Source organism: Streptomyces sp. NPDC057616 (assembly GCF_042800575.1).
GTDB lineage: Bacteria > Actinomycetota > Actinomycetes > Streptomycetales > Streptomycetaceae > Streptomyces.
Genome location: NZ_JBHVGU010000044.1, coordinates 46,613 through 70,719 on the forward strand (window position 1 = coordinate 46,613; position 24,107 = coordinate 70,719).

Consider the following 24,107-nt stretch of genomic DNA (forward strand, 5'->3'; position numbering starts at 1 on the left):
GTCAGTTGTCGCCCTGCGAGCCCGCCGTCACGATCGCCTTCAGGATCACCGACTGGATCTGCGAGGGGCTGCTCACCAACTCGCCGGTACCGCCGGTGGCCTTGGCGATCTCCTGAGCCTCCGCCCGGTCGGCGTCCGGGCCCACGGCGATCATGATGAGCGGCACCGGCCGCTCCGGGTCGGTGAGTTTCTGCAGCCTGCTCACGAGGTCGGCACGGGAAATGCTGCCCGGGTCCTGGTTGACGCCGTCGGTCAGCACGACCAGCGCGTTGAACTTCCCCCTGGCGTAGGACGAGGTCGCCGCCCGGTACGCCGCGAGCGTGGTGTCGTAGAGCCCGGTGGCCCCGTCCGGCACCGGCTTGAGGCGGCCGAACGCCGTCGAGAGCCGGTCGCGCTGGGTGCCGCCGCCCGTGCGGTCGCCGAGCCGCTCGGTCGGCACGAGGACGCGGTAGTCCTTGTCACCGTCCAGCTTCGTGGAGAACTCCCACAGGCCGATCTCGTCCTCGGGTGTGAACGTGGCGAGAGCCTGCAGCAGCGAGCCCTTGGTGACGTCCATGCGCGACTGGCCGGTCCCCGGCACCTGCTCCGACATGGACGAGGAGGCGTCCACGACCGTGGTGATCCGGGCGCTCTGCACGGTGATCGTCCACATGCCGAGGGCCTCCTGCAGCGCGACGGCCGGCGCCGGCTTCGGCGGGTCGTCCGCGTACGGCTGCGGGCTGCTGCCGCCGGCCTTGGCGACCACCGCCGTCGGCGTCTCGTCCTCGGAGGCGCGGAAGCCGTGCTGGTGCAGGAGCCGGAGCTGCGCGGGCTGCCGCAGGTAGTTCATGAACCGCAGCGCGGCCCGGCTCTGGTCGGTGGTGAGCTCGCCGACCATCGTGAACGGGTAGTCGAGCCGCGGCGAGCCGTCCTTCGGGTAGAACATGTCGAGGCCGGTGCCGCTGTCGGCCGAGGAGTTGTGGGCGTACGCCGCCTGCTCCGAGAGCACCAGCGCCTGGTTCCGCTTCGGATTGCCCAGCTCGGTGCCCGAGGAGTCGCGGGGGAGCGTGTCCACGACCTGGCCGTCGGTGTCCGAGGTGCGCTGCGACAGCGCCTTCATCATGGCCGCGGCCTGGGTGTCGCCGTCCTTCGTCCCCGCGGCGGCCGCGCTGAGCTGGGTGAGGGCGAGCAGTCCGGTGGCGCTGCGCGCGGGGTCGGCCGCGCCCAGCTTGAGCGAGTCGCCCTGCATGGCGGCGCCGGCCAACTCGGTCCAGCTGTACGTCTTCCGCGGCCAGCCCAGCGACTTCGCGGCCCGCGGCACCATGGCGACGCCGATCGGCGTCGAGGCGATGGTCCCGGCCGGGGTGGCCTCGACCGCGCTGTTGTTGGCGGTGATCCGGTCGACCCAGACGTCCGAGTCCGGCACCCACAGCTGGGCGTCGGTCCGGCGGCCCGCGGCGAGCGTGTCCGCGACCTTGTAGGAGTCGCGCGCCGTCACGGTGACCGCGAGGCAGCGGCCGTCGGAGGTGATCTCGTCGGAGCGGGCCTGCTGCGCCGCGGTCGTGAGGGCCGGGGCGATGTCCGGCGAGGCGGCGAGGGTCAGGCGCAGCGGATCGTCCCGGCATGAGGGGCCGAACGACAGCAGCCCGCTTCTCGCGGCGGCCGCCGTGCCGCCGGCCACGGTGAGGACGAGTGCCGTGGCGACGGCCACCGGACGGCGGCGTGCACGTGGGCGGGGGTCGCTGCGGCCCGCCCCATACTGATCGGGCAAGCTGTGACGTCCCATGACGGTGGTGCCCCTCCCTGTCCCCCCGACAGCCTGGCGCGCACGGTCTTCGTCAGTGCTTTCGAGACACTAGCGGGGCGACGATGGGCATGGGGCGGGATTACCCAACTGGAGGCAGGTGTGCAGGCAGAGGCGGAGCCGGTGGCCGATTCCGTTCCGCCGGAACGGCCCTCGCGGCGGATTCTCCGTGACGAGACGCTGCTCGTTCTGGGGCTTTCGCTCGGTGCGAGCGGTGTGTCCGCCCTGATCAGCTTTGTCGGGTCGGTCACGAAACCGGGCGGCCTGAAGGATCAGGCGGCGACCCTCAACGCGTCCGCGGCGCCGGGGCGTCCCTGGCTCGATCTCGCCTGGCAGCTGTTCGGGATCGCGTCGGCGCTGGTGCCGGTCGCCCTCGTCGCGCATCTGCTGATGCGCGAGGGCCGGAGCATGCGGACGATCGGGTTCGACCGCACCCGGCCCTGGCCGGACCTCGGCCGCGGTGCCGGGATCGCGGCGGTGATCGGCAGCACCGGGATCGCCTTCTACCTGGCCGCGCGCGGGCTGGGCTTCAACCTCACGGTGGTGCCGGAGGCGCTGCCCGACGTGTGGTGGAAGTACCCGGTGCTGGTGCTGTCGGCGATGCAGAACGCGATCCTGGAAGAGGTCGTCGTGGTGGGGTATCTGCTGCGGCGGCTGGGGCAGTTGGGGTGGACGCCCGGGTCCGCCCTGATGGCCAGTTCCGTACTGCGCGGCAGCTACCACCTCTACCAGGGCGTCGGCGGGTTCCTCGGCAACATGGTCATGGGCGTGGTGTTCGTGTTCCTGTACCGCCGGTGGGGGCGGGTGGGCCCCCTGGTGGTGGCGCATTCCCTGCTCGACATCGGGGCGTTCGTGGGCTACGCGCTGCTGGCCGGCAAGGTGGGCTGGCTGCCGACGGCATGAGGCGGGCTACACCAGCAGTTCGCCCTCGATCGTGGTGACCGCGCGGCCGCTCAGCAGGGTGCGGTCGCCGCGCAGCTCGGTGCGGACGCGGCCGGAGCGGGGCGAGGCCTGGAGGCCGGTGAGGACGGCGCTGCCGAGGCGCGGGGACCAGAAGGGGGCGAGGGCCGTGTGGGCGCTGCCGGTGACCGGGTCCTCGTCGATGCCGTAGTTCGGGAAGAAGCAGCGGGAGACGTAGTCGTAGCCCCGGGACGGGTCCTCGGCGCGGGCGGTGGCGATGATGCCGCGCTCGGAGAAGGTGCCGAGGGCGCGGTGGTCGGGGGCGAGCGCGTGGACCGTCTTCTCGTCGGCCAGCTCCACGACCAGGTCGCCGACGTCCGGACCGGTGTCGAAGGCGCAGCGCGGCTCGGCGCCGAGTGCCTCGGCGACCCCGGCGGGGACGTCGACCTCGGTGAGCGGCGCGGTCGGGAAGTCCAGCGTGATCGAGCCGTCGTCCCCGGGCGTCGCCACGAGCACGCCGCTGAGGGTGGCGAACCGCACCGGCCCCTCGTGCGCACCGCCGGTCCGCAGGACGTGCGCCGTCGCCAGCGTGGCATGGCCGCACATCCGCACCTCGGCCACCGGCGTGAACCACCGCAACGCCCAGTCGGCCTCCCCTCCCGCGGGCAGCCGACGCGCGAACGCCGTCTCGGCGTGGTTCACCTCCTGCGCGATCCGCTGCAGCCGCTCGTCGTCGGGAAACTCCTCGAGCAGCAGCACACCGGCGGGGTTTCCCCCGAAGGGACGATCGGTGAAGGCATCGACAATCCGAATCCGCATACCCCGACGCTAGGCCGCCCCGGCACCGACCCACCAAGGCCAATTCCCGGTCGCTGGACTGATTTTCCCTGCCCCCCGCGCCGAAGCCGGCTGCCTCTCCTCGCCCAGCAGCTCCACCAGCGCTGCCATCGCGACCGAGGAGTCCGGCGTGGTCAGCACGAGCGCGGGGTCCGGGCTGCGCATGAGCAGCCCGCTCCAGACATGCTCACGGCAGTCGTCGTCGTCCGTTTCGTGCTGCGCGTCTGGACGATCCGGGGAAGGCTGACACGCTGTACAGAAAGGCGTTGGCAGTTCAGCACCGTCCCTGGAGGCCGTCATGTCCCAGCCGTCCGTGCTCGCCGCTCTGCTGTCCGGGTTGCGGGGTGGGTCGATCGAAGTCGTCGACCTGACGTCGCCGCTGTCGTCGACGACACCGGTGATCCAGCTGCCGCCCCCCTTCGGGCAGACGCGGACCTTCGAGCTGGAGGAGATCAGCCGGTACGACGACCGGGGGCCGGCCTGGTACTGGAACAACTTCCGCAGCGGTGAGCACACCGGCACCCACTTCGACGCGCCGGTGCACTGGGTCACCGGCAAGGACCTCGGCGACGTTGCGTCGGTGCCGGCCGGCCGGCTGATCGCACCCGCGGCCGTACTGGACTTCTCGGCGGCTGCCGCGAAGGACCCCGACTTCCTGGTCGAGGTCGACCACATCAAGGCCTGGGAGGCCGACAACGGGCCCCTGCCCGAAGACGGCTGGCTGATGCTGCGCACCGGCTGGGACGCCCGCTCCCGGACGCAGGAGGAGTTCCTGAACGCCGACGAGAACGGCCCGCACACCCCCGGCCTGTCCCCGGAGTGCGCCCGCTGGGTCGCCGAGGAGGCCCCCGTGATCGGGCTCGGCGTGGAGACGGTCGGCACGGACGCGGGCCGCGCCCACTCCTTCGAACCGGCCTTCCCCTGCCACTCGTACCTGCTCGGCAGCGGCAAGTACGGCCTCACCCAGCTGCAGAACCTGGGGTCGCTGCCGCCGACCGGCGCCGTCGTCGTCGCGGGACCGCTGCCCATCGTCTCCGGCTCCGGCGCCCCCGCCCGTGTCCTCGCCCTGGTGGAGCGGTCGTGAAGGTCGCCGAAGCCGTCGGGCGGGCCCTCACGGCGTCCGGGATCGACCACGTCTTCGGCGGGGTCGGCTCGGGCAACTTCCATCTGACCAACGCCATGGTGGCCGCGGGCGCCCGGTTCGTCGCCGCACGCCACGAGGGCGGCGCGGCGACCATGGCGGACGCCTACGCCCGCACCAGCGGGGCACCGGCAGCGCTCAGCGTCCACCAGGGCCCCGGCCTGACCAACGCCCTCACCGGCATCACCGAGGCCGCCAAGAGTCGTACGCCGCTGCTCGTACTGGCCGCCGAGGCGACCGCCCAGCGCTCCAACTTCCGTATCGACCAAGGACTCGCGGTGCACGCCGTGGGCGCCGTCTCCGCGCGCGTCACGACCGCGCACGACGCCGTCGAGCAGGCCCTCGCCGCCCTGCGCCGGGCCCGGCACGAGCGCCGTACCGTCCTGCTCAACCTCCCGCTGGAGGTCCAGGCCCTCGACGTGCCCGACGGCGTGTCCGTCGAGGGCGTCCGGATTCCCGAACCGGAACCGGTCGAGCCGTCCCGCACTGCGGTGGCGGAGCTGACCGAGGCGCTGGAGGCCGCCCGGCGTCCCGTCTTCGTGGCCGGGCGCGGCGCCCGCACCGCCGGCGGCCGCGACGCCCTCGCCGCCCTCGCCGCCCGGCACGGCGCCCTGCTCGCCACCTCGGCCGTCGCCCGCGGTCTCTTCCACGACGACCCCTTCTCGCTCGACGTCTCCGGCGGCTTCGCCCCGCCGCTGGTGGCCGAGCTCCTCCAGGGCGCCGACCTGATCGTCGGCTGGGGCTGCGCCCTGAACATGTGGACCATGCGGCACGGCCGTCTCATCGGCCCCCGGGCGACCGTCGTCCAGGTCGACGACGACCCGGAGGCACTCGGCGCGCACCGCGCGATCGACCTCGGCGTCACCGGCGACGTGGAACGCACCGCACGGCTGGCCCTGGCGGCGCAGGGCGGGCCCCGCGAGGGGTACCGGACCCCGGAGACCGCCGCCGCGCTCGCCGCACGCGGCCGGTGGCGCGACGTGCCGTACGAGGACGAGGGCACCCGTGAGCGCATCGACCCGCGCACGCTCAGCATCGGGCTCGACGACATCCTGCCCGCCGAGCGGGTGGTCGGCGTCGACTCGGGCAACTTCATGGGCTACCCGAGCACGTACCTCTCGGTGCCGGACCACAACGGGTTCTGCTTCACCCAGGCGTTCCAGTCGATCGGCCTGGGCCTCGCGACCACGATCGGTGCGGCCCTCGCGCGGCCGGACCGCCTCCCCGTGGCCGCGCTCGGCGACGGCGGTGCGCTGATGAGCGCCGTGGAGCTGGACACCGTGCGCCGGCTCGGCCTGCCGATGGTGGTCGTCGTCTACAACGACGAGGCCTACGGCGCGGAGGTCCACCACTTCGGCCCGGACGGGTTCGCGCTGGACACCGTCACGTTCCCGGAGACGGACATCGCCGCCGTCGCCCGCGGCTACGGCTTCGAGGCCGTGACCGTCCGCACCCCGGCCGACCTGAAGGCCGTAGGGGACTGGGTCGCCGGACCGCGTTCGGCGCCGCTGCTGATCGACGCCAAGGTGACCCGCGACCACGGCTCCTGGTGGCTGGAGGAGGCGTTCCGAGGCCACTGAGGCCGCCTGGAGCCCTGCGGGCCCGGCCCTGACCTGGGGCCGGGCCCTTCCGCTGTCGTTTTTCCGCCAGGTCTTGTCAGCCGAACTGTTCCGATATATCGTTGACGCATCGCGACAGATCAACGATGGAATGGAAGTGATTGCGATGCGTTCCCATGGATTCGAACGTGGACACGGTGGACCCGGCTCTCGCGGCCGGGGTGGTTTCGAGGGCCGGCGCGGCGCCTTCGGTCCCTTCGGCCCGGGCGGCCCGGGCGGCGGCCCAGGCCCCGGCTTCGGTTTCGGCGGCCCCGGCTTCGGCCCGGGCCCCTGGGGCCCACGAGGGCGGGGCGGACCTCGCGGCAGGGCACGGAGGGGCGACGTGAGGGCGTCGATCCTGGCCCTGCTCAAGGACCGGCCCATGCACGGTTACGAGATGATCCAGGAGATCGCCGAGCGCAGTGGCGGGGCGTGGAAGCCCAGCCCGGGTTCGGTGTACCCGACCCTCCAGCTGCTGGAGGACGAGGGCCTGATCACCAGCGCGAGCGAGGGCGGCAAGAAGCTGTTCTCCCTCACCGGGACGGGCCGCGCGGCGGCCGACGAGGGCCCGGACGCGCCCTGGGAGGAGGCCTCCCGCGGCATCGACTTCGAGGCGCTCGGTGAGATCCGGCAGGCCGGCTTCGGTCTGATGGAGGCCTTCGGTCAGGTCTGGAAGACCGGCAGCAAGGAGCAGCGCGAGAAGGCGCTGGCCGTCATCAACGAAGCCCGCAAGAAGCTGTACCTGATCCTCGCCGACGAGGACTGACCGAGCTCGGCGCGGACGACGGCCTCCCCGCCGTAGGCAAGGCGCCCCGTGGAACTCCACGGGGCGCCTTCGTGTGCCCGCGTCCTCAGGTCACCAGTCCGGCCAGCTTCCGCAGCGACTCGTTCAGCGCCGCCGTCGCCGAGTCCTTGAGCTTGCCCGCCATCAGGGAGACCGCCGCGCCGGTGAACTCGCTGTCGATGCGGACCGTCGTGGCGTCGCCGTCGGGGACCAGCGTGTAGCGGTTGACCAGGCTCACCGCCATCGGGCCCTTGCCGCGGGTGGCGAACACCCGGGCCGGCTCCAGCTCGTCGATGGTCCACTCGACCTCGGCCGGGAAGCCCATCAGCTTCATGTTCTCCTCGTAGGTCCCGCCCACTTCGAGGGCCTGGGGACCGCCCTTGGGGAAGCTGGTGTGGGTCGCGTTCCACTCGCCGTACGCGGACCAGTCGGTGAGCTGCGCCCACACCTTCTCGGCGGGTGCCTCGATACGGGCCTCCGCGCTGACTTCGGCCATGCGACCACCTCTTCTGTCGGGCTCCGGTGTCGCGGAAAGTAGCCGCACGGCCTGGAACATTCAATACTGATGAACCGTCAGAAAATGTGGGCGTCGTCCGGCGGGGCTCAGCCCACGTGCCGTATCAGCGCGGCGTCGAAGAGGTCCCAGGCCCGGGGGAAGGTGCTCTCGTCGTGGCAGTGCCAGGCGTCCCAGAACAGGTCGGCGGGCAGTGCGTCCTCCGGGGCTTCCACCCGGTACACGTACTGCTTGCCGTCGACGGCCGGCAGGGACACCAGCCAGTACCTGCGCTCCATGCACCTGGTGGGACGTGCGACGGAGTGCCGTGGTTGCGCGTGTGGCGGACGGCAAGGAGGCGCGCGCCCCTGCGGGTAAAACGGCCTGATCTCATCCGTAAGGAGGAGATTCCGGCGCACGGGGTCCACTCTGTGTGGGACGCGAAGATGCTTCCCCTCGGGGATGACCGCAGGCGAAGGGGCTGATGGGGTAGGGGATGTGCAACCCCGTATCCCCCGGCAGTCGGCCGACGAGCAGGTCGTGGCACCTCGCGCGGACAACGATGCCAGGCTCACCGACGAGCTGGCAGCGGTGGTCTCCGCTGCCCGCCGCCGGGCGGTGCGCGACGGGGACCGGCAGATCGACTCGGCCCACCTGCTGCACTCGCTCCTGGAGCACGATCCGGAGGTGCGGGCCGTCTTCGGCGAAGGGCCCGCGATCGCCCGGCTGCTCGGCTATCTCGTGCAGCGCAGCATCGGATACGGCCTGCGCTGGCAGGGCTCCGTGGAGGACTCCGGCGCCGTGCCCGTGGTGGCGGAGTCCGACGGCTTCTCGCCGCTGGCCGCGGGCGCGATGGAGCACGCCTGCGAGCGCGCCGCCGCCCGCGGGGCCGGACCGGCCCGCGGTATCGACCTCCTGGCGGCGATCGCCGCCGATCCCGAGGCACGCGCGGTCGAGGTGCTCCACCGCGCGGGCGTCGACGCCGGGGCCCTGGTCAAGGGCATCGAGGACCGGCTGACGTGGTCGCGGTGGTCCAGCCGCTGAGACAGGTGTCATCGGGGGTGACGCTCCTGTCGTCGCCTGTCATCATGTGCCGGTGCATACGTCTGGGAGCCGTCACGCCGGCGGCAAGGGCATGGGGCTCGGGCTCGCCCTCGGGTCCGCGCTCGCCTTCGGTGGATCCGGGGTCGCGGCCAAGCCGCTGATCGAGGCGGGACTCGACCCGCTCCACGTGGTCTGGCTGCGGGTTGCGGGCGCCGCCCTGGTGATGCTGCCGGTCGCGGTGCGCCACCGCGCCCTGCTGGTGCGCCGCCCGGCCCTGCTCACCGGGTTCGGCCTGCTCGCCGTGGCCGGCGTGCAGGCCTGCTACTTCGCCGCGATCTCCCGCATCCCGGTCGGGGTCGCCCTGCTCGTCGAGTACCTCGCGCCCGCCCTCGTGCTGGGCTGGGTCCGGTTCGTGCAGCGGCGGCCGGTCACGCGCGCCGCGGCGCTCGGCGTCGTCCTCGCGGTCGGCGGCCTCGCCTGCGTGGTGGAGGTCTGGTCCGGGCTCAGCTTCGACGCCCTCGGGCTGCTGCTCGCGCTCGGCGCCGCCTGCTGCCAGGTCGGCTATTTCGTCCTGTCCGACCAGGGCAGCGACGCCGGTGACGAGGCGCCCGACCCGCTCGGCGTCATCGCGTACGGCCTGCTGATCGGCGCCGTCGTGCTCACCGTGGTGGCCCGCCCCTGGACCATGGACTTCTCCGTGCTGACCGGCACGGCGCAGCTGAACGGCACTCCCGTCACCGCCCTCTACCTGCTGGCCTGGATCGTGCTCGTCGCCACCGTCCTCGCCTACGTCACCGGCGTCGTGTCGGTGCGCCGGCTGTCGCCGCAGGTCGCGGGCGTCGTGGCCTGCCTGGAGGCGGTCGTCGCGACGGTCCTCGCGTGGGTGCTGCTCGGCGAGCACCTGTCGGCGCCGCAGATCGTCGGCGGTGCCGTCGTCCTGGTCGGCGCGTTCATCGCCCAGTCGTCGGCGCCCGCCAAGGGCTCCCCGGAGCCGGTGGCGAGCGGCGGCCCGGAAACGGCGTTGCCCTCCCGTGAAACCGCGGCCTAAGGTGTGGATCATGCATACGGACGCACGCGTTCTTCCGCCCCCGGCCGCCTGAGGCGGGCCCTCCGGAATCCACGCCCGACGGTGTCGGGCCGAACGGTGCTGCCCGCAGAAGAAGTCCATGGGACCCGGCCCGGACCGGTCCCCTTCCGACCTTCTGCACCTTGCGGAGACCCTTCGTGTCGCATCCTGCTTTCGGCCTGCCCGTCGGGCGTGGCCTGTTCTTCCTGATCGTCGCCGGTGTCGCCTGGGGCACCGCGGGCGCGGCAGCCTCCCTGGTCTACCAGGCCAGTGACATGGGCTACGCCGCCCTCTCCTTCTGGCGCTGCGCGGCCGGTCTCGTCCTGCTGCTCGCCGCCCGCCTGCTGCGGCCGCGCGTCCGGACCGCCGCGCGGGAGCCGCTGCGCCGCCGGGCGCTGCGGGCCGGCGCCACCGGCGTGGGGCTCGCCGTGTTCCAGACGGCCTACTTCGCCGCCGTGTCCGCCACCGGGCTCGCGGTCGGCACCGTCGTCACACTGGGCGCCGGACCCGTGCTCATCGCGCTGGGCGCCCGGCTCACCATGGGGGAGCGGCTCGGCCGCGGCGGCGTGGCCGCCGTCGCCGGGGCGCTCGCGGGCCTGGCGGTGCTCGTGCTCGGCGGGGGCGGCGCGACCGTCCGCCCGGCCGGGGTGCTGTTCGCGCTGCTGGCCGCGGCCGGATACTGCGCGATGACCCTGCTCACCCGCTGGTGGGGCCGGTACGGCGAGACGGACGCGTCCAGCACCTCCGTGGGGGCCTTCGCGGTCGCAGGCCTCTGCCTGCTGCCGTTCGCCCTGATCGAGGGGATCGTCCCGCACGCCGACCACCCGGCCCGCACGCTGTGGCTGCTGCTCTACATCGCCACGGTCCCCACGGCCCTCGCCTACGGCCTCTACTTCGCGGGAGCGGCCGTCGTCCGCTCGGCCACGGTGTCCGTGATCATGCTCCTCGAACCGGTGGCCGCCGCGGTGCTCGCGGTCGCCCTCCTCGGCGAGCACCTCACCACGGCGACCCTGGTGGGCACGGTGCTGATGCTCGCCTCGGTAGCAGGCCTGGCCCTCGCGGAGGCCCGCGGAGCGGGCGCGGAACCGGCACCGGCGTAGGACCCCGGGGAGGCGGGGCGGCGCAGCTCACCGCCCCGCCGACCACACCCCGCGCCGGCGCACCTGGTGCTCCCGGGCCGCGGTGTCGCGTGGGCCTTCGCGGGATGCGAGGCCCGTCACCACGCGGTCCTGCACCTCCTGCGGCTTGTGGCTCGCGTACTTGAACTTGGCCCGGACGCCGACCACTTCGAGCCGCAGCCCGCGAATGCCCGCCAGGAGCCTGCCGAACGGTTCCTCGTCCACCGCCGCCGGGGCGGAGCCGCCCTCCGGCTGGAAGTGGCCGACCTGGCGGTTGAGCAGCTCGGCCTTCTCGGCCGGATCGTCCACGACATGGGCCGTGCAACGGAGTTGGACCGCGGCGTAGAAGCTCGTAGGAGTGCCGTGCTCGGGCGGAAGGCCGGGCGGCGCCTGCCAGGGGCCCGGGACGTACACGTAGTCGTCGACCACGCTCAGCAGCACGTCCGGGTCGGCCTCCAGCGCGGGCCACAGGGGGTTGGGCCGCGCGAGGTGCGTGACGGCCTCGGCGCGTCCGGCGTCGTAGGCGAAGTGGAGCGGCTGGACGTAGGGCGGCTCGCCGGGCAGGCCGTTGACGGCGAGCTGCCCGAAGTCGTGCGTGCCGAGCCACCGCTGCCACTCGGCGTCGTCGCGCGGCGCGTCCCAGGGGTGGATCAGCATCAGCGTGCGGCCAGGTAGTCGGGAAGCTCGATCCCGGGCGTCAAGTCGGCGTCGGCGACCGGGAGTTCGTACCCCTTGCGCAGCGGGACGACACCCGCCCAGTGCGGCAGGTCCAGGTCCTCGGGGTCGTCGTTGACGCCGCCGGTGCGGAGCTTCGCGGAGACCTCGTCGAGGTCGAGACGGATGACGGCGGTGGCGGCCAGCTCCTTCTTGTTCGCGGGCCGGGAGTCGGCCGACCGGCCCGCCACCACGTGGTCGACCAGCGCGTCCAGGGCGGCCCGCTTCTCGTCGGGGTCCGTCACGTCATGGGCGGTGCCGTGGACCACCACGGACCGGTAGTTGATCGAGTGGTGGAAGGCCGAGCGGGCCAGGATCAGCGCGTCGACGTGCGTGACCGTCAGGCACACCGGGAGCCCCGGGGCCTGCCTGCCGGTCATCCGCAGCGGGCGCGAGCCGGTCGAGCCGTGCACGTACAGCCGCTCGCCGACCCGGGCGAACAGCGTGGGCAGCACCACCGGCCGCCCGTCCCGGACGAAGCCGAGGTGGCACACATAGGCCTCGTCGAGTATCGCGTGCACCAGCTCCTTGTCGTACGACGCCCGCTCCGCGGAACGGGTGGGGACGGTGCGGTCGGTCGGCGTGTAGGCGGTGGGCTGCGACGTCGGCTGGGCGGTCCCCTGCATGACTGTCTCCAAGGCTGCTCGTCCTGCGCTGGCTGCTCGTCTTGCACCAGGCATTGCACTAGTGCATAATCTGCTTTGTGCTAGGAGAATACCGGATCGAAGGACGGCGCGCAGCGGACATCGCGGCGAGCGTCGAGCGCGCGGTGGGGTCCGGCGAGCTTGAGCCGGGCCAACTGCTGCCGCCCATGCGGGAGTTGGCGGTCGAGCTGGGCGTGAACCCGAACACGGTCGCGTCCGCGTACCGGATCCTGCGCGAGCGCGGGGTCATCGAGACGTCCGGACGCCGGGGCAGCCGGGTGCGCCCCAAGCCCGCCACCACAGGGCGTGAGTACGCCCGCATGGACGTGCCGGAAGGCGCGCGCGACGTGGCCAACGGCAACCCCGACCCGGCGCTGCTGCCGTCCCTGGCGAGGGCGTTCGCGGCGGCGGCCGAACAGGGCGACCGCGAGCCCGTGCTCTACGGCGACGCCCTGGTGGAACCGGACCTTGCGCGGATCGCACGTGCGGCCCTGGACGCCGACGGGGTGCCCGACGGTCCGCTCAGCGTCGCCTCCGGCTCGCTGGACGCCATCGAGCGGGTGCTCACCACCCACCTGAAGCCGGGGGACACCGTCGCCGTGGAGGACCCCGGCTGGGGCAGCCTGCTCGACCTCGTCCCGGCGCTCGGGCTGCGCACGGCCCCGGTGGGCCTGGACGACGAGGGCCCGCGCCCCGAGGGCGTGCGACGGGCCCTGGAGTCCGGCGCCCGCGCCCTGATCGTCACCGACCGCGCCCAGAACCCCACGGGCGCCGCCGTCACCGCCCCCCGCGCGCGTGCCCTGCGCGCCGTGCTGCGCGAGCATCCGGAGACCCTCCTGATCGAGGACGACCACGGCCACGGCATCGTCGACCTCCCCGTGCACCCCCTGGCCGGCGTCACCCGGCAATGGGCCTTCGTGCGCTCGGTCGCCAAGGCCTACGGCCCCGACCTGCGTCTCGCCGTCCTCACCGGCGACGCGACCACGGTCGACCGCGTCACGGGCCGGCACCGGCTGGGCCCCGGCTGGGTCAGCCGCATCATCCAGCGGGCGGTGGTCCGCCTCTGGGCGGACGAGGCCCTGGACACCCGGGCGGTGGCGACCGCCTACGGCCGGCGCCGCGACCTCCTGATCGAGGCCCTCGCACACCGCGGCATCGAGGCGCACGGCCGCTCCGGCCTCAACGTCTGGATCCCGGTCCCCGACGAGACGGCCGCCGTGTCCCGCCTCCTGCACGCCGGCTGGGCGGTGGCCCCGGGCGCCCGCTTCCGCCTCGCCTCACCCCCCGGCATCCGTATCACCGTCGCCACCCTGACCGCCCAGGAGGCAACCCCCCTGGCCGAGGCGACAGCCAGGGCCTTGGACCGCACCCCTACCCGCACATACGTGTAGGCGTCCTGCAACCCCCCTCAGGGGCGCGGGGAACTGCGCGACACGCCACAACGGGCCCGCACCCGCCCCCGCACGCGTTCAGGCACGCCGCCGAACCTGGGTGAGCGCGGCCCCGGCCAGAACAACCACCGCCCCCACCGGGGTCGACCACCGCAACGACTCCCCGAGCACCGCAACCCCCGCCGCCGTGGCGATGACCGGAATGAAGTACGTGACCATCTGCGCCGTCGTAGGCCCGACTTCGGCCACCAGCCCGTACTGAAGAAGCACGGCGACCCCGGTCCCCAGCGCCCCCAGCGCGGCGACCGCAAGCAACGGCACGAGCGGGAACCGCGTCGGCACGGACGTGAACAACGGCGTCACAAAGGCCAGTTGCACCGTCGCCAGCAGCAACTGCGCACCCGTCATGGACAGATGGGAGTTCCCGGTACCCGCCAGGGTCCGCCGCACGTAGATCCACCCCACCGGATAACTCAACGACGCCAGCAGTGCCATCGCCGTCCCCCCGGCGTCCAGCCCGCTGAAACCCTCCCACGCGCCGAGCACCGTCAGCACCCCGAGGAATCCGATCCCCAGCCCGGCGACCCGCACCCGCGTGGGCCGGTCCTCCGACAGCGCGACCACGGACAGCGCCATCCCCCACAGCGGCGACGTCGCGTTGCAGATCCCCGCCAGCGTCGACGGAATCGTCAGCTCGGAGTACGCGAACAGCGAGAACGGCAGTGCGTTCAGCAGGAACGCGGCGACCGCGAGATGCCCCCAGGTCCGCAGCCCCCGCGGCAGGCGCTCCCGCTTCACCGCCATCGCCGCCGCGAGCACGGCCGTGCCGAACGCCAGCCGTCCCAGGGTGACCTGGAAGGGCGCGTACCCCTCCGTGCCGACCTTGATGAGCAGGAAGCTGAAGCCCCAGATCAGGGACAGGGCGCCGAAGCGCAGACGCCAGTCGAGGGCGGGACGGCGGGCGGGGGCGCGGACGGGGGTCCGCGGCGCGGTGGCGATGGTCATGCTCGCAACGATGCAGCACAGCATCTCGTAGCACAATCGAGACTTCTCGCGAGGTATCTCGTAGCATCACTTACATGTTGAATCTGGAGCGCCTCCGGACCCTCGACGCCCTCGCCCGGCACGGCTCGGTCAGCGGTGCCGCCGACGCCCTGCACGTCACGACGTCGGCCGTCTCCCAGCAGATGGCCAAGCTGGAGCGGGAGGTCGGCCAGCAGATGCTGGCCAAGAACGGCCGGGGCGTGCGGCTGACGGACGCGGGCCGGCTGCTCGCCGAGCACGCGTCCCGCATCCTGTCGCAGGTCGAGCTCGCCCGGTCCGACCTGGAGGCGCACCGCGGTCAGGTGGTCGGCGAGCTCAGGCTCTCGGCGTTCCCGACGGCCGCGCGCGGCCTGTTCCCCACCGCGCTCGCCGCCCTGCGCACCGAGCATCCCGCGCTGCGGGTGCGCTCCAGCGAGCTGGAGCCGGAGGCCGGCATCGCCGGGGTGGTCCGCGGCGACCTCGATCTCGCGGTGGTGCTCGACTGGTACAACAAGCCGATGCCGCTGCCCGACGGCCTGGTCAAGGCTCCGCTCCTGGACGACCCCGCGGACGTGGCGATGCCGGCCCGGCACCGGCTCGCCGGGCGCGACGAGGTGGACCTCGCGGAGTTCGCCGAGGACGAGTGGATCACCTGGGGCGAGGGCGAGTTCTGCCACGAGTGGCTGATGTTCACGCTCCGCTCGCGCGGCGTCGAGCCCATCGTCGGCCACCGCGCCGCCGAGACCCACACCCAGATGGGCCTGGTCGCGGCCGGACTCGGGGTGTGCATCGCCCCGCTGCTCGGCCGCCACCCGATGCCCGCGGGCGTCGTCACCGTCCCGCTCCGCCAGCGCGTGCGCCGGCATGTCTACGTCGTCTGGCGCGCGGACGCCGACCGCCGCCCCTCGATCCGGGCGGCGGTGCGGGCGCTGCAGGACGCGGCCCGCAAGGTGGGCTGACTCAGGCGCCGCCCAGCTTGCGGAAGTCCCAGGACACGGTCTTCTCCGGGGTCAGCCGCACCCAGGCGTGCCGGCCGTCGTGCGGCATCTCCTCCAGGTTGAAGTTCTTGCGCGCGAACAGGGTCTCCGGGACGTCGAGTTCGGCGCACAGCTCCCCGGTGCGCGGCGCCTCGCCCACGAACTCGACGGTTCCGGACAGCTCGACGCCGCGCAGCTCGTCGTACTCCTCACCGGTGTCGATGACGATCGCGACCCGCTGGTCGCGGCGCAGGTCCGTCCAGCGCTTGCTGCGCACCACGGAGTACAGCCACAGCGACGTTCCGTCCCAGGCGAACCACAGCGTGCTCACGTGCGGCGCACCGCTCGCCGAGACGGTGGCGACCCGGCAGGTGCGCTGGGTGGTCAGGAATTCGTCCAGCTCACCAGCCGTCATCATGATCTTCCGGCCCCGGCGCTGAGTGACGGTCATGCGGCCCCCTCTTCTCTCACGTCGTGTCAGAGGAGAGATCCTCTGACATCACGTCAGAAAAGGATGGGTCGTCTTCCGTCCCCGCGCAATGACCGCTACGCTCGCCCGCCCCGGACCGCCGCCGACGAGGGGGAACCGTGCCGTCGCAGGAACAGCTCCGCGCACTCCTCGCACCCGATTCCACGGTGCTGCTGACCGTCGAATGCCAGCAGGGCGTCGTGGGTCCGGAGAGCGCCCTGCCCGAACTCGCCCGCGAGGCACGCTCGTCCGGTGCCCTCGCCAACGTCGCCCGGCTGGTCGCGGCCGCGCACGAGAGCGGGGTCCAGGTGGTGCACGCGATCGCCGAGCGCCGCCCGGACGGCCGCGGCGCGAACCGCAACGCCCGGCTCTTCCGCGCCGCCGAACGCCTGCCCGTCCAGCAGCTGTCCGGCACCACGGCGGTACGCGTCGCCGCCCCGATCGAGGTCGCCGAGGAGGACTTCGTCGTACGGCGGCTGCACGGGCTGTCCCCGATCCAGGGCACCGACGTGGACGCGCTGCTGCGCAACCTCGGCTGCCGCACCCTGGTCGTCGCCGGGGTCTCGGCCAACGTGGCGATCCCGAACGCCGTCTTCGACGCGGTGAACCGCGGCTACACCGCCGTGGTGCCGTCCGACGCCATCGCGGGGGTGCCGTCCGACTACACCCCGGCGATGATCCGCAACACCCTCGCGTTGGTCGCCACGGTCGCGACCACGGACGAGGTGCTCGGCTGCCTCAGGAGGCCGCGCGTCAGGAGAGCGTGATCGAGTCCCCGGTGACGGTGACCTTCTGGGCGCTGAGTCCGGACGTCGCCGGGCCCTTCTTCACGCTGCCGTCCTCGACCGAGAACTCGCTGCCGTGGCAGGGGCAGTGGATGATGCCGTTGGCGATGCTGCTCACGGCACAGCCCTGGTGGGGGCACTTGGTGGAGAACGCCTTGAAGGTCCCGGCGGCGGGCTGCGTGACCACCACGCTCTGGTCCTTGAAGATCTTGCCCCCGCCCTCGGGGATGTCGGAGGTCTTGGCCAGCGCCGATCCGCCGGAGCCGTTGCCCGAGTCGCCGCCCGAGGCGTTCGCCCCGGCCTGGGTGTCCGAGCTGACGGAGGAGCTGTCGTCGGACGATCCGCACGCGGTCAGCGCGACGGCGAGTCCCGCCGCGCCTGCCGCCGCCATGACGGTCCGGCGGGCGGGTGCCTGGGCGGGGGGAGTTGATTCGCTGGTCATGCTGACGTTCCCTTCCATGCAAGCGTCGTGGATCTGTACAGGGGTACGGCCGGTCGCCGTGGGTTGTTCAGCCGATGCCGAGCTTGGCAAGGTCGTGTCCCGAGGTGGGTAAAGCCGAGCTGTCGCTTTGCTGTCGATGTCGGCCCACCGCTCGTCCGGCGCCCGCCGCCGCCCCAGTAACCTGGGGCGATGCTCAAGGAAGTCATCGCGACCCGCTACATCACGCCTCTGCGGGAGGGCGGATCGCTGCCCGGTCTCGTCGAGGCCGACGACTTCGGGACCTACGTCCTGAAGTTCACCGGCGCGGGACAGGGCCGCAAGACGCTGGTCGCCGAGGTGGTCTGCGGCGAGCTCGCCCGCCGGCTCGGACTGCGGGTGCCGGGCCTGGTGACCGTCGCCCTGGACGCGGTGCTGGGACTGGGCGAGCCCGAGCAGCAGGTGCAGGATCTGCTGCGCTCCAGCGGGGGCACCAACCTGGGCATGGACTTCCTCTCCGGCGCCCTCGGCTTCGACCCGCTCGCCTTCGGGGTGAGCCCCGAGGAGGCCGGCCGGATCGTCTGGTTCGACGCGCTGGTGAACAACGTCGACCGGTCCTGGCGCAACCCCAACCTGCTGATGCGGCGGGGCGACCTGTGGCTCATCGACCACGGCGCCACCATGATCTGGCACCACAACTGGCCCGGCGCCGACGCCTCCGCGGCCCGTTCCTACGACGCCTCCGACCATGCCCTCGCCCGCTTCCGCCCCGATCTCGCGGGCGCCGCCGCCGAGCTCGCGCCCCGCGTCACCGAGGAGCTGCTGGCCGAGGTCACGGCGCAGGTCCCGGACGCCTGGCTGACCGGCGAGCCCGGCTTCGACACACCGGACGACCTCAGACGGGCGTACGCGCGGCCGCTGCTCGCCCGGGCCGCCGCCGTCCACGAGCGCGTCACCGGAATCGAGGAGGGCAAGTGAGCGAGCGCCACATCCACATGGCCGGCTCGGTGGTCGAGCGGCACATCATCCGCGGCGGCCAGGGCGGCGACCGTGACGTCTTCGAGTACGCGCTGCTGCGGGTCGTCCCGCGCGTGGAGCGCGGCGAGTGCATCAACGCCGGTGTGCTCGTCTACTGCCGCGCCCAGGCCTATGTCGGGGCCCGCACCCACCTCGACGAGGCACGGCTGCTCGCCCTCGACCCGGCCGCCGACGTGGCCGGCATCCGGGCCGCGCTCGGTGCCGTGGAGCGGGTCTGCGGCGGAGGAGGGGCGGCCGGGCAGGCCGCCGGGGAGGACGCCGGACGGCGCTTCCGCTGGCTGATTGCGCCGCGCTCCACGGTGGTGCAGCCCGGACCGGTGCACACTGGGCTCACCGCCGATCCGGCGGCCGAGACGGAGCGGTTGCTCGACCTGCTGGTGAGGTAATGGATCACACCCGAGCCGTGTGCCGTTGACACCGAGTGCCAGGCCTTCTAGCGTCACGTCTGCCGAAGGTACTAAGCGGTCGCTCACCCAGCGGGCGCGGTTCGTCAGGGACGTACTTTCAAGCGGGCGTACTTTCTCGAGGGCGAGGAGAAGCAGCAATGTCCACCACTGAGCAGCGGGTCGCGGTAGTCACCGGCGGAGCGCGCGGCATCGGCGCGGCCACCGCCGTACGGCTGGCCGCCGAGGGCCGCGCGGTCGCCGTGATCGACCTCGACGAGGCCGCCTGCAAGGAGACCGTGGAGAAGATCACCGCGGCCGGCGGCAAGGCCCTCGCGGTCGGCGCCGACGTCTCCGACGAGGCGCAGGTCGAGGCCGCCATCGCACGCGTCGTCGAGGAGCTCGGCGCACCGACGATCCTGGTCAACAACGCGGGCGTGCTGCGCGACAACCTGCTGTTCAAGATGAGCGTCTCCGACTGGGACACCGTCATGAACGTGCACCTGCGCGGCGCCTTCCTGATGTCCAAGGCCTGCCAGAAGCACATGGTCGACGCGGGCTTCGGCCGGATCGTCAACCTGTCCTCGTCCTCGGCGCTCGGCAACCGCGGCCAGGTCAACTACTCGGCCGCCAAGGCCGGTCTGCAGGGCTTCACCAAGACCCTCGCCAAGGAGCTCGGCAAGTTCGGCGTCACCGCCAACGCCGTCGCCCCCGGCTTCATCGCCACCGAGATGACCAAGGCCACCGCCGACCGTGTGGGCATGGGCTTCGAGGACTTCAAGGCCGCCGCCGCCACCCAGATCCCGGTCGCCCGCGTCGGCGAGCCGGACGACATCGCCAACGCCATCGCCTTCTTCACCGGCGAGGCGGCCGGCTTCGTCTCCGGCCAGGTGCTGTACGTCGCCGGCGGACCGCTCGACTAGGAGAACTCCCAGCCATGACTGAACTGCCCGCACTCTCCGGCAAGGTCGCCCTCGTCACGGGCGCCAGCCGCGGCATCGGCTACGGCGTAGCCGAGGCGCTCGTCGCCCGCGGCGACCGTGTCGCCATCACCGGCCGCAACGAGGACGCGCTGAAGGAGGCCGTCGACAAGCTCGGCGCCGAGCGCGTCATCGGCATCGCCGGCAAGGCGCACGACCTCGACCACCAGGCCGAGGCCGTCGAGCGGACGATGGAGGCCTTCGGCCGCGTCGACCACCTCGTCAACAACGCCGGGACCAACCCGGTGTTCGGCCCGATCGCGGACCTCGACCTGAACGTCGCCCGCAAGGTCTTCGAGACCAACGTGATCTCCGCGCTCGGCTTCGCCCAGAAGACCTGGCACGCCTGGCAGAAGGACAACGGCGGCTCCATCGTCAACATCGCCTCCGTCGCCGGTCTCGCGCCCTCGCCGTTCATCGCCGCCTACGGCGTCAGCAAGGCCGCGCTGATCAACCTCACCCAGCAGCTGGCGCACGAGTTCGCGCCCAAGGTGCGGGTCAACGCGATCGCCCCGGCCGTCGTGAAGACCAAGTTCGCGCAGGCCCTGTACGAGGGCCGCGAGGAGGAGGCGGCCGCCGCCTACCCGCTCGCGCGGCTCGGCGTGCCGTCCGACATCGGCGGCGCCGCCGCGTTCCTCACCTCCGGGCAGTCCGACTGGATCACCGGCCAGACGCTCGTCGTCGACGGCGGCATCTTCCTGAACGCCGGCGTCGCCTGAGCAACCCGTTGCGACCGTAACGATCAGGCACCCTTGGGCGCCGTTTCCTTGACGGAAACGGCGCCCTTGTCATGGCACATGGAGAGCACAGCCCCATGACAACGTCGTCATAAACAACCTGATCAAGGGCCTTGTACAAAGCGGGTTCAACCACCGTTGCGCTGCGGTATGGTCTGCCGACCCTTGGTACGGCAGATCGAGGAGCGAGCGCGTGTTCAACCGGAACCGAGGCCTGCGGAACGTGGCGGCCATCGCGTCCATGTCGTCACTGGTGGCCGGATGCGGCATCCTCTCGTCGGACTCCTCCGGCGACAAGGGCCCCATCGTCGTCGGGACGACCAGCGCACCCAGCACGCTGGACCCCGCCGCTTCGTGGGACCAGTCCTGGGAGCTGTTCCGCAACATCTACCAGACGCTCCTCAGCTACCCCTCCGGGGCGACCACGCCCCAGCCGGACGCGGCCGAGAGCTGCCGCTTCTCCGACAGCTCGAACCGCGTCTACGAGTGCGAGCTGCGCGCGGGCCTGCGCTTCTCCGACGGCCACACGCTCGACGCACGGGCGGTCAAGTACTCGATCGACCGCATACGGAAGATCAACGTCAACGGCGGCCCCGCCGGCCTGCTCGGCAGCCTCGACCGGGTGCAGGTGACCGGTGACCTGAAGGTCGTCTTCCACCTCAACAAGCCCGACGCCACCTTCCCGTTCGTGCTGGCGACACCGGCCATGTCGATCGTGGACCCCGAGGAGTACCCGGCCGGCTCCCTGCGCAAGGACGACAAGGTCTACGGCTCCGGGCCGTACACGCTCCAGGCCTACGAGGACGGCAAGAAGGCCGAGCTCACCAAGAACGGCAACTACAAGGGCTACGCGCAGCGCGAGAACAACGCGGTGACCATCCGCTACTACCAGGACTCGGCCACCATGGTCGCCGCGCTGAAGGACAAGAGCATCGACGTCGCCTTCCGCGGGCTGAACGCCGACGACATCGTCAACCTCCAGAAGCACAACTCCGACGGCAGCCTGCAGATCAACGAGGGCGCCGGCGTCGAGATCAACTACCTGGTGTTCAACCCGAAGGACTCCTGGGCCGCCAAGCCCGCGGTCCGCAAGGCGGTCGCCCAGGTCGTCGACCGCGGGGCGATCGCGCACAAGGTCTACAAGGACACCGTGGAGCCGCTGTACTCCATGGTCCCGAAGGGCCTGACCGCGCACACCACCGACTTCTTCGACGACTTCGGCAGCCCGAGCGTCGCCAAGGCCCGCAAGATCCTCACCGAGGCGGGCATCACCGAGCGCGTCCCGCTCACCCTCTGGTTCACCACCGACCGCTACGGCTCCTCCACCAAGCTGGAGTTCGCGGAGATCAAGCGCCAGCTGGAGGCCTCCGGGCTGTTCACGATCACGCTCAAGAGCCGCCCCTGGAAGACGTATGTGACGGGCTACCAGAAGGGCGAGTACCCGGTGTTCGGGCGCGGCTGGTTCCCCGACTTCCCGGACCCCGACAACTTCATCGCGCCGTTCGTCGGCAACCAGAACGCGCTGGGCACGCCGTACCCGGCGCCGGAGATCACCGGTGTGCTGCTGCCGCGCTCCCGCAGCGAGAGCGACCGCGCCAACGTGGTCTCGGACTTCGAACAGGCCCAGCAGATCCTGGTGAACGACGCCCGGCTGCTGCCGTTGTGGCAGGGCAAGCAGTACGTGGCCGCCAGCGACGACATCTCCGGCTCGGAGCAGGCACTTGACCCGTCGACGATCATGCTGATGTGGGAGCTGCACCGCAAGACCAGCTGGTAGTGGGCGCAGTTCGCGCATCCGGGCCCGTTGTCAGTGGCCGCCTGTAGGTTCTGAGACCTGAAGCGACCGCACGACATAAGGACGTTGACGTGACCGACATCGCCATGCTGCCCGAGTCCTGGCGCGGTGTTCTGGGCGACGAACTGCAGCAGCCCTACTTCAAGGAGCTGACGGAGTTCGTCGAGGAGGAGCGGGCGCGAGGTCCCGTCCACCCTCCGCGCGAGGAGGTCTTCGCCGCGCTGGACGCCACTCCGTACGAGCAGGTGAAGGTCCTGATCCTCGGCCAGGACCCGTACCACGGCGAGGGACAGGGGCACGGTCTGTGCTTCTCGGTCCGTCCCGGCGTGAAGACGCCGCCCTCCCTGCGCAACATCTACAAGGAGATGAAGGAGGAGCTCGGCCTGCCCGTCCCGGACAACGGCTATCTGATGCCGTGGGCCCAGCAGGGCGTGCTGCTGCTCAACGCGGTGCTCACGGTGCGCGGCGGCGAGGCCAACTCGCACAAGGGCCGCGGCTGGGAGAAGTTCACCGACGCGGTGATCCGCGCGGTCGCCGACCGTCCCGACCCGGCGGTCTTCGTGCTGTGGGGCAACTACGCGCAGAAGAAGCTCCCGCTGATCGACGAGTCCCGGCACGTGGTGGTCAAGGGCGCGCACCCCTCGCCGCTGTCCGCGAAGAAGTTCTTCGGCTCCCGCCCGTTCACGCAGATCAACGAGGCGGTGGCGCGCCAGGGCCACCGGCCGATCGACTGGACGATCCCGAACCTGGGCTGAGGCCGCGACACCAGATCCCCGCGGACCGCAAGCCGACCGCCGCCGGCCGGTTCACCCGTGAACCGGCCCGGTGCCGCCTGACCAGGATCGCCGCAGGCTGCGGTTAGCGTCGGTCGCGACAGCCGACCAGCCGGCGAGGGTGCGGAGGACGCGGTGGCCCAGGGACAGGAGCAGACGGCACCGGATGCCGTGATGACACGGATCGGGCAGGTCGTCATCCTGCACCACGCCGGCGACCGCGAGGAGGCCCGCCACCGGTTCCTTCAGCTGTGGGCGGAGATCGGCGCGGACGGCGCCCCGCTGCACCGCTGCACCCTGGCCCACTACATGGCCGACACCCAGGACGACCCGGCCGACGAACTCGCCTGGGACCTACGGGCGTTGACGGCCGCCGAGGAGCTCACCGGCGACCGCGCCGCGGCGCACGAGGGCGCGCCCGCGGCCCGTGCGCTCTACCCCTCGCTGCATGTGAACCTGGCGGCCGACTACCTCAAGCTGGGCCGCAACGGCGCCGCCCGCACCCATGTGCGCCGAGCCCGCGGCGCGGCCGGCTCGCTGCGCGACGACGGTTACGGAAAGGGCGTACGGGCGGCCATCGCGCAGCTGGAACTGCGGCTGGCGGAGGAGGACCCGGACGGGGCCGGACGCTGGGGGCCGCCGCGCCAGCGCCCCTGAGAACTCAACTGCCGTACGTCTGCTCGCAGATGACCGACTCGGGGCTGTCCTCGCGCCAGCCGCCGTACTGCCTGCCGAGGGCGCACACGTCCGTGCCGCCCCGCAGGTCCGGAAGGTCGACGTGGGGCTGCCGGCCGCTGCCCGCCGTCGGATGAGCCGCTCGCGGGCTGGACGGCTGCCGGTGCGGGCGGGGCACCGCCGGTGGCTGGGCCGGTGCCGTGGCCCGCGGCGGTTCGTGCCGCTCCGGTGCCGTGGGTGCCGCCGGTGCGGCGGACCGGGTCGGGCCGACCATCTCCAGCGCCTCGCGGGCCGGCGCCTGCACGACCCGCGGCCCGGCCGCGCCGTCCGGGTGCGGGGCGGACGGCCGGGGCGGTCCCGGCGTCGGACCGGGCGCGGGCGCGCGGGGCACGGTCACACAGCCGGTGAGGGCCGAGACGGCCACGGTGACCAGGAGTGTTGCTGTGGTCGTCGATCGATGCACCCGCGCAAGGATGTCGGTTCCGGCGCCCCGGAGGACGCCGGACGGCCGGAGGATGCCCCGCACGGGTGATCTCAGGCC

27 protein-coding genes are annotated in these 24,107 nt (G+C 72.3%); 17 read left to right on the forward strand and 10 right to left on the reverse strand.

The window, feature by feature from the left end:
* Position 1 precedes the first annotated feature (1 nt).
* Positions 2–1,765: a substrate-binding and VWA domain-containing protein gene (locus ACFU97_RS38645; RefSeq protein WP_384265947.1), complete on the reverse strand. Its 1,764-nt coding sequence runs from the start codon at positions 1,763–1,765 to the stop codon at positions 2–4.
* Positions 1,766–1,885: 120 nt separating this feature from the next.
* Between ACFU97_RS38645 and ACFU97_RS38650 the strand changes: the two genes are divergently transcribed.
* Positions 1,886–2,686, forward strand: a complete 801-nt coding sequence (locus tag ACFU97_RS38650) for a CPBP family intramembrane glutamic endopeptidase (RefSeq protein ID WP_384265950.1) — start codon at positions 1,886–1,888, stop codon at positions 2,684–2,686.
* Positions 2,687–2,692: 6 nt separating this feature from the next.
* On the opposite strand, the gene ACFU97_RS38655 is transcribed toward ACFU97_RS38650, so the two are convergent.
* Complete coding sequence (locus ACFU97_RS38655) at positions 2,693–3,502, reverse strand: PhzF family phenazine biosynthesis protein (RefSeq protein ID WP_384265952.1); 810 nt, start codon at positions 3,500–3,502, stop codon at positions 2,693–2,695.
* A 316-nt stretch (positions 3,503–3,818) separates the two neighbouring features.
* Between ACFU97_RS38655 and ACFU97_RS38660 the strand changes: the two genes are divergently transcribed.
* The 3 genes from ACFU97_RS38660 to ACFU97_RS38670 all read left to right on the forward strand — a co-directional run bounded on the left by ACFU97_RS38660 (position 3,819) and on the right by ACFU97_RS38670 (position 7,025).
* A complete protein-coding gene (locus ACFU97_RS38660) occupies positions 3,819–4,604 on the forward strand; it encodes a cyclase family protein (protein WP_384265954.1) in 786 nt (261 codons plus the stop codon).
* A complete protein-coding gene (locus tag ACFU97_RS38665) occupies positions 4,601–6,241 on the forward strand; it encodes a thiamine pyrophosphate-binding protein (RefSeq protein WP_384265957.1) in 1,641 nt (546 codons plus the stop codon). Before ACFU97_RS38660 ends, ACFU97_RS38665 begins: the two co-directional genes overlap by 4 nt.
* Positions 6,242–6,386: 145 nt before the next feature.
* Positions 6,387–7,025 (forward strand): PadR family transcriptional regulator, encoded by a 639-nt coding sequence (locus ACFU97_RS38670; protein WP_384265959.1) that lies wholly within the window; start codon positions 6,387–6,389, stop codon positions 7,023–7,025.
* An 85-nt stretch (positions 7,026–7,110) separates the two neighbouring features.
* Here the strand turns inward: ACFU97_RS38670 and ACFU97_RS38675 are convergent, their stop codons facing one another.
* Positions 7,111–7,539 (reverse strand): SRPBCC family protein, encoded by a 429-nt coding sequence (locus tag ACFU97_RS38675; protein ID WP_384265962.1) that lies wholly within the window; start codon positions 7,537–7,539, stop codon positions 7,111–7,113.
* 107 nt (positions 7,540–7,646) lie between these two features.
* Positions 7,647–7,835: a hypothetical protein gene (locus ACFU97_RS38680; protein WP_384265964.1), complete on the reverse strand. Its 189-nt coding sequence runs from the start codon at positions 7,833–7,835 to the stop codon at positions 7,647–7,649.
* Between the two features lie 199 nt (positions 7,836–8,034).
* On the opposite strand from ACFU97_RS38680, the gene ACFU97_RS38685 reads away from it, so the two are divergent.
* From ACFU97_RS38685 to ACFU97_RS38695, 3 genes are all read left to right on the forward strand, one after another.
* A complete protein-coding gene (locus ACFU97_RS38685) occupies positions 8,035–8,580 on the forward strand; it encodes a Clp protease N-terminal domain-containing protein (protein ID WP_384265967.1) in 546 nt (181 codons plus the stop codon).
* Positions 8,581–8,626: 46 nt separating this feature from the next.
* The gene (locus ACFU97_RS38690) at positions 8,627–9,628 is read left to right on the forward strand and encodes a DMT family transporter (RefSeq protein WP_384265968.1); all 1,002 of its coding nucleotides are present in this window, start codon (positions 8,627–8,629) and stop codon (positions 9,626–9,628) included.
* A 176-nt stretch (positions 9,629–9,804) separates the two neighbouring features.
* Positions 9,805–10,746 (forward strand): DMT family transporter, encoded by a 942-nt coding sequence (locus ACFU97_RS38695; protein ID WP_384265971.1) that lies wholly within the window; start codon positions 9,805–9,807, stop codon positions 10,744–10,746.
* Between the two features lie 27 nt (positions 10,747–10,773).
* Here the strand turns inward: ACFU97_RS38695 and ACFU97_RS38700 are convergent, their stop codons facing one another.
* Together ACFU97_RS38700 and ACFU97_RS38705 are read right to left on the reverse strand one after the other, a co-directional pair.
* Positions 10,774–11,421, reverse strand: coding sequence for an FMN-binding negative transcriptional regulator (locus tag ACFU97_RS38700; RefSeq protein WP_384265973.1), 648 nt, complete (start codon positions 11,419–11,421; stop codon positions 10,774–10,776).
* Entirely contained in the window at positions 11,421–12,104 is a 684-nt protein-coding gene (locus tag ACFU97_RS38705; RefSeq protein ID WP_384265976.1) for a pyridoxamine 5'-phosphate oxidase family protein, read from the reverse strand. Before ACFU97_RS38705 ends, ACFU97_RS38700 begins: the two co-directional genes overlap by 1 nt.
* A gap of 77 nt (positions 12,105–12,181) precedes the next feature.
* Between ACFU97_RS38705 and ACFU97_RS38710 the strand changes: the two genes are divergently transcribed.
* Positions 12,182–13,513 carry an aminotransferase class I/II-fold pyridoxal phosphate-dependent enzyme gene (locus ACFU97_RS38710; protein ID WP_384265979.1) on the forward strand — a complete coding sequence of 444 codons (1,332 nt, stop codon included), beginning with the start codon at positions 12,182–12,184 and terminating at the stop codon, positions 13,511–13,513.
* A 78-nt stretch (positions 13,514–13,591) separates the two neighbouring features.
* Here ACFU97_RS38710 and ACFU97_RS38715 read toward each other — a convergent pair whose 3' ends face one another.
* Positions 13,592–14,518: a DMT family transporter gene (locus tag ACFU97_RS38715; RefSeq protein WP_384265982.1), complete on the reverse strand. Its 927-nt coding sequence runs from the start codon at positions 14,516–14,518 to the stop codon at positions 13,592–13,594.
* A 74-nt stretch (positions 14,519–14,592) separates the two neighbouring features.
* On the opposite strand from ACFU97_RS38715, the gene ACFU97_RS38720 reads away from it, so the two are divergent.
* A complete protein-coding gene (locus ACFU97_RS38720) occupies positions 14,593–15,495 on the forward strand; it encodes a LysR family transcriptional regulator (RefSeq protein WP_384265985.1) in 903 nt (300 codons plus the stop codon).
* A gap of 1 nt (position 15,496) precedes the next feature.
* Here ACFU97_RS38720 and ACFU97_RS38725 read toward each other — a convergent pair whose 3' ends face one another.
* A complete protein-coding gene (locus tag ACFU97_RS38725; RefSeq protein ID WP_384265988.1) occupies positions 15,497–15,964 on the reverse strand; it encodes a pyridoxamine 5'-phosphate oxidase family protein in 468 nt (155 codons plus the stop codon).
* A gap of 137 nt (positions 15,965–16,101) precedes the next feature.
* Here ACFU97_RS38725 and ACFU97_RS38730 point away from each other — a divergent pair, with 137 nt between their 5' ends.
* Positions 16,102–16,749 (forward strand): cysteine hydrolase, encoded by a 648-nt coding sequence (locus tag ACFU97_RS38730; RefSeq protein ID WP_384265990.1) that lies wholly within the window; start codon positions 16,102–16,104, stop codon positions 16,747–16,749.
* Here the strand turns inward: ACFU97_RS38730 and ACFU97_RS38735 are convergent.
* A complete protein-coding gene (locus tag ACFU97_RS38735) occupies positions 16,736–17,209 on the reverse strand; it encodes a Rieske (2Fe-2S) protein (protein WP_384265992.1) in 474 nt (157 codons plus the stop codon). The two genes, ACFU97_RS38730 and ACFU97_RS38735, sit on opposite strands and share 14 nt — an antisense overlap.
* A gap of 189 nt (positions 17,210–17,398) precedes the next feature.
* Between ACFU97_RS38735 and ACFU97_RS38740 the strand changes: the two genes are divergently transcribed.
* The 7 genes from ACFU97_RS38740 to ACFU97_RS38770 all read left to right on the forward strand — a co-directional run bounded on the left by ACFU97_RS38740 (position 17,399) and on the right by ACFU97_RS38770 (position 23,548).
* Positions 17,399–18,163: a HipA family kinase gene (locus ACFU97_RS38740; protein ID WP_384265995.1), complete on the forward strand. Its 765-nt coding sequence runs from the start codon at positions 17,399–17,401 to the stop codon at positions 18,161–18,163.
* Positions 18,160–18,609, forward strand: coding sequence for a DUF3037 domain-containing protein (locus tag ACFU97_RS38745; RefSeq protein ID WP_384265998.1), 450 nt, complete (start codon positions 18,160–18,162; stop codon positions 18,607–18,609). The genes ACFU97_RS38740 and ACFU97_RS38745 overlap by 4 nt, the downstream gene beginning before the upstream one ends.
* Positions 18,610–18,767: 158 nt before the next feature.
* The gene (fabG, locus tag ACFU97_RS38750; RefSeq protein ID WP_384266001.1) at positions 18,768–19,529 is read left to right on the forward strand and encodes a 3-oxoacyl-ACP reductase FabG; all 762 of its coding nucleotides are present in this window, start codon (positions 18,768–18,770) and stop codon (positions 19,527–19,529) included.
* 14 nt (positions 19,530–19,543) lie between these two features.
* Positions 19,544–20,305 carry an SDR family oxidoreductase gene (locus ACFU97_RS38755; RefSeq protein WP_384266003.1) on the forward strand — a complete coding sequence of 254 codons (762 nt, stop codon included), beginning with the start codon at positions 19,544–19,546 and terminating at the stop codon, positions 20,303–20,305.
* 211 nt (positions 20,306–20,516) lie between these two features.
* Positions 20,517–22,100 carry an ABC transporter substrate-binding protein gene (locus ACFU97_RS38760; protein WP_384266006.1) on the forward strand — a complete coding sequence of 528 codons (1,584 nt, stop codon included), beginning with the start codon at positions 20,517–20,519 and terminating at the stop codon, positions 22,098–22,100.
* An 89-nt stretch (positions 22,101–22,189) separates the two neighbouring features.
* Entirely contained in the window at positions 22,190–22,873 is a 684-nt protein-coding gene (locus ACFU97_RS38765; protein ID WP_384266009.1) for a uracil-DNA glycosylase, read from the forward strand.
* 153 nt (positions 22,874–23,026) lie between these two features.
* Positions 23,027–23,548: a hypothetical protein gene (locus ACFU97_RS38770; RefSeq protein WP_384266011.1), complete on the forward strand. Its 522-nt coding sequence runs from the start codon at positions 23,027–23,029 to the stop codon at positions 23,546–23,548.
* 4 nt (positions 23,549–23,552) lie between these two features.
* Here the strand turns inward: ACFU97_RS38770 and ACFU97_RS38775 are convergent, their stop codons facing one another.
* The gene (locus ACFU97_RS38775) at positions 23,553–24,029 is read right to left on the reverse strand and encodes a hypothetical protein (RefSeq protein WP_384266014.1); all 477 of its coding nucleotides are present in this window, start codon (positions 24,027–24,029) and stop codon (positions 23,553–23,555) included.
* Between the last annotated feature and the right edge of the window lie 78 nt (positions 24,030–24,107).

What these genes read in the sequence shown, in the direction of transcription:
- ACFU97_RS38645 (WP_384265947.1), bottom strand. Translation starts at nt 1,765, where the DNA reads ATGGGACGTCACAGCTTGCCCGATCAGTATGGGGCGGGCCGCAGCGAC.
- ACFU97_RS38655 (WP_384265952.1), bottom strand. Translation starts at nt 3,502, where the DNA reads ATGCGGATTCGGATTGTCGATGCCTTCACCGATCGTCCCTTCGGGGGA.
- ACFU97_RS38660 (WP_384265954.1), top strand. Translation starts at nt 3,819, where the DNA reads ATGTCCCAGCCGTCCGTGCTCGCCGCTCTGCTGTCCGGGTTGCGGGGT.
- ACFU97_RS38670 (WP_384265959.1), top strand. Translation starts at nt 6,387, where the DNA reads ATGCGTTCCCATGGATTCGAACGTGGACACGGTGGACCCGGCTCTCGC.
- ACFU97_RS38675 (WP_384265962.1), bottom strand. Translation starts at nt 7,539, where the DNA reads ATGGCCGAAGTCAGCGCGGAGGCCCGTATCGAGGCACCCGCCGAGAAG.
- ACFU97_RS38680 (WP_384265964.1), bottom strand. Translation starts at nt 7,835, where the DNA reads ATGGAGCGCAGGTACTGGCTGGTGTCCCTGCCGGCCGTCGACGGCAAG.
- ACFU97_RS38700 (WP_384265973.1), bottom strand. Translation starts at nt 11,421, where the DNA reads ATGCTGATCCACCCCTGGGACGCGCCGCGCGACGACGCCGAGTGGCAG.
- ACFU97_RS38705 (WP_384265976.1), bottom strand. Translation starts at nt 12,104, where the DNA reads ATGCAGGGGACCGCCCAGCCGACGTCGCAGCCCACCGCCTACACGCCG.
- ACFU97_RS38715 (WP_384265982.1), bottom strand. Translation starts at nt 14,518, where the DNA reads ATGACCATCGCCACCGCGCCGCGGACCCCCGTCCGCGCCCCCGCCCGC.
- ACFU97_RS38720 (WP_384265985.1), top strand. Translation starts at nt 14,593, where the DNA reads ATGTTGAATCTGGAGCGCCTCCGGACCCTCGACGCCCTCGCCCGGCAC.
- ACFU97_RS38725 (WP_384265988.1), bottom strand. Translation starts at nt 15,964, where the DNA reads ATGACCGTCACTCAGCGCCGGGGCCGGAAGATCATGATGACGGCTGGT.
- ACFU97_RS38735 (WP_384265992.1), bottom strand. Translation starts at nt 17,209, where the DNA reads ATGACCAGCGAATCAACTCCCCCCGCCCAGGCACCCGCCCGCCGGACC.
- ACFU97_RS38740 (WP_384265995.1), top strand. Translation starts at nt 17,399, where the DNA reads ATGCTCAAGGAAGTCATCGCGACCCGCTACATCACGCCTCTGCGGGAG.
- fabG (WP_384266001.1), top strand. Translation starts at nt 18,768, where the DNA reads ATGTCCACCACTGAGCAGCGGGTCGCGGTAGTCACCGGCGGAGCGCGC.
- ACFU97_RS38755 (WP_384266003.1), top strand. Translation starts at nt 19,544, where the DNA reads ATGACTGAACTGCCCGCACTCTCCGGCAAGGTCGCCCTCGTCACGGGC.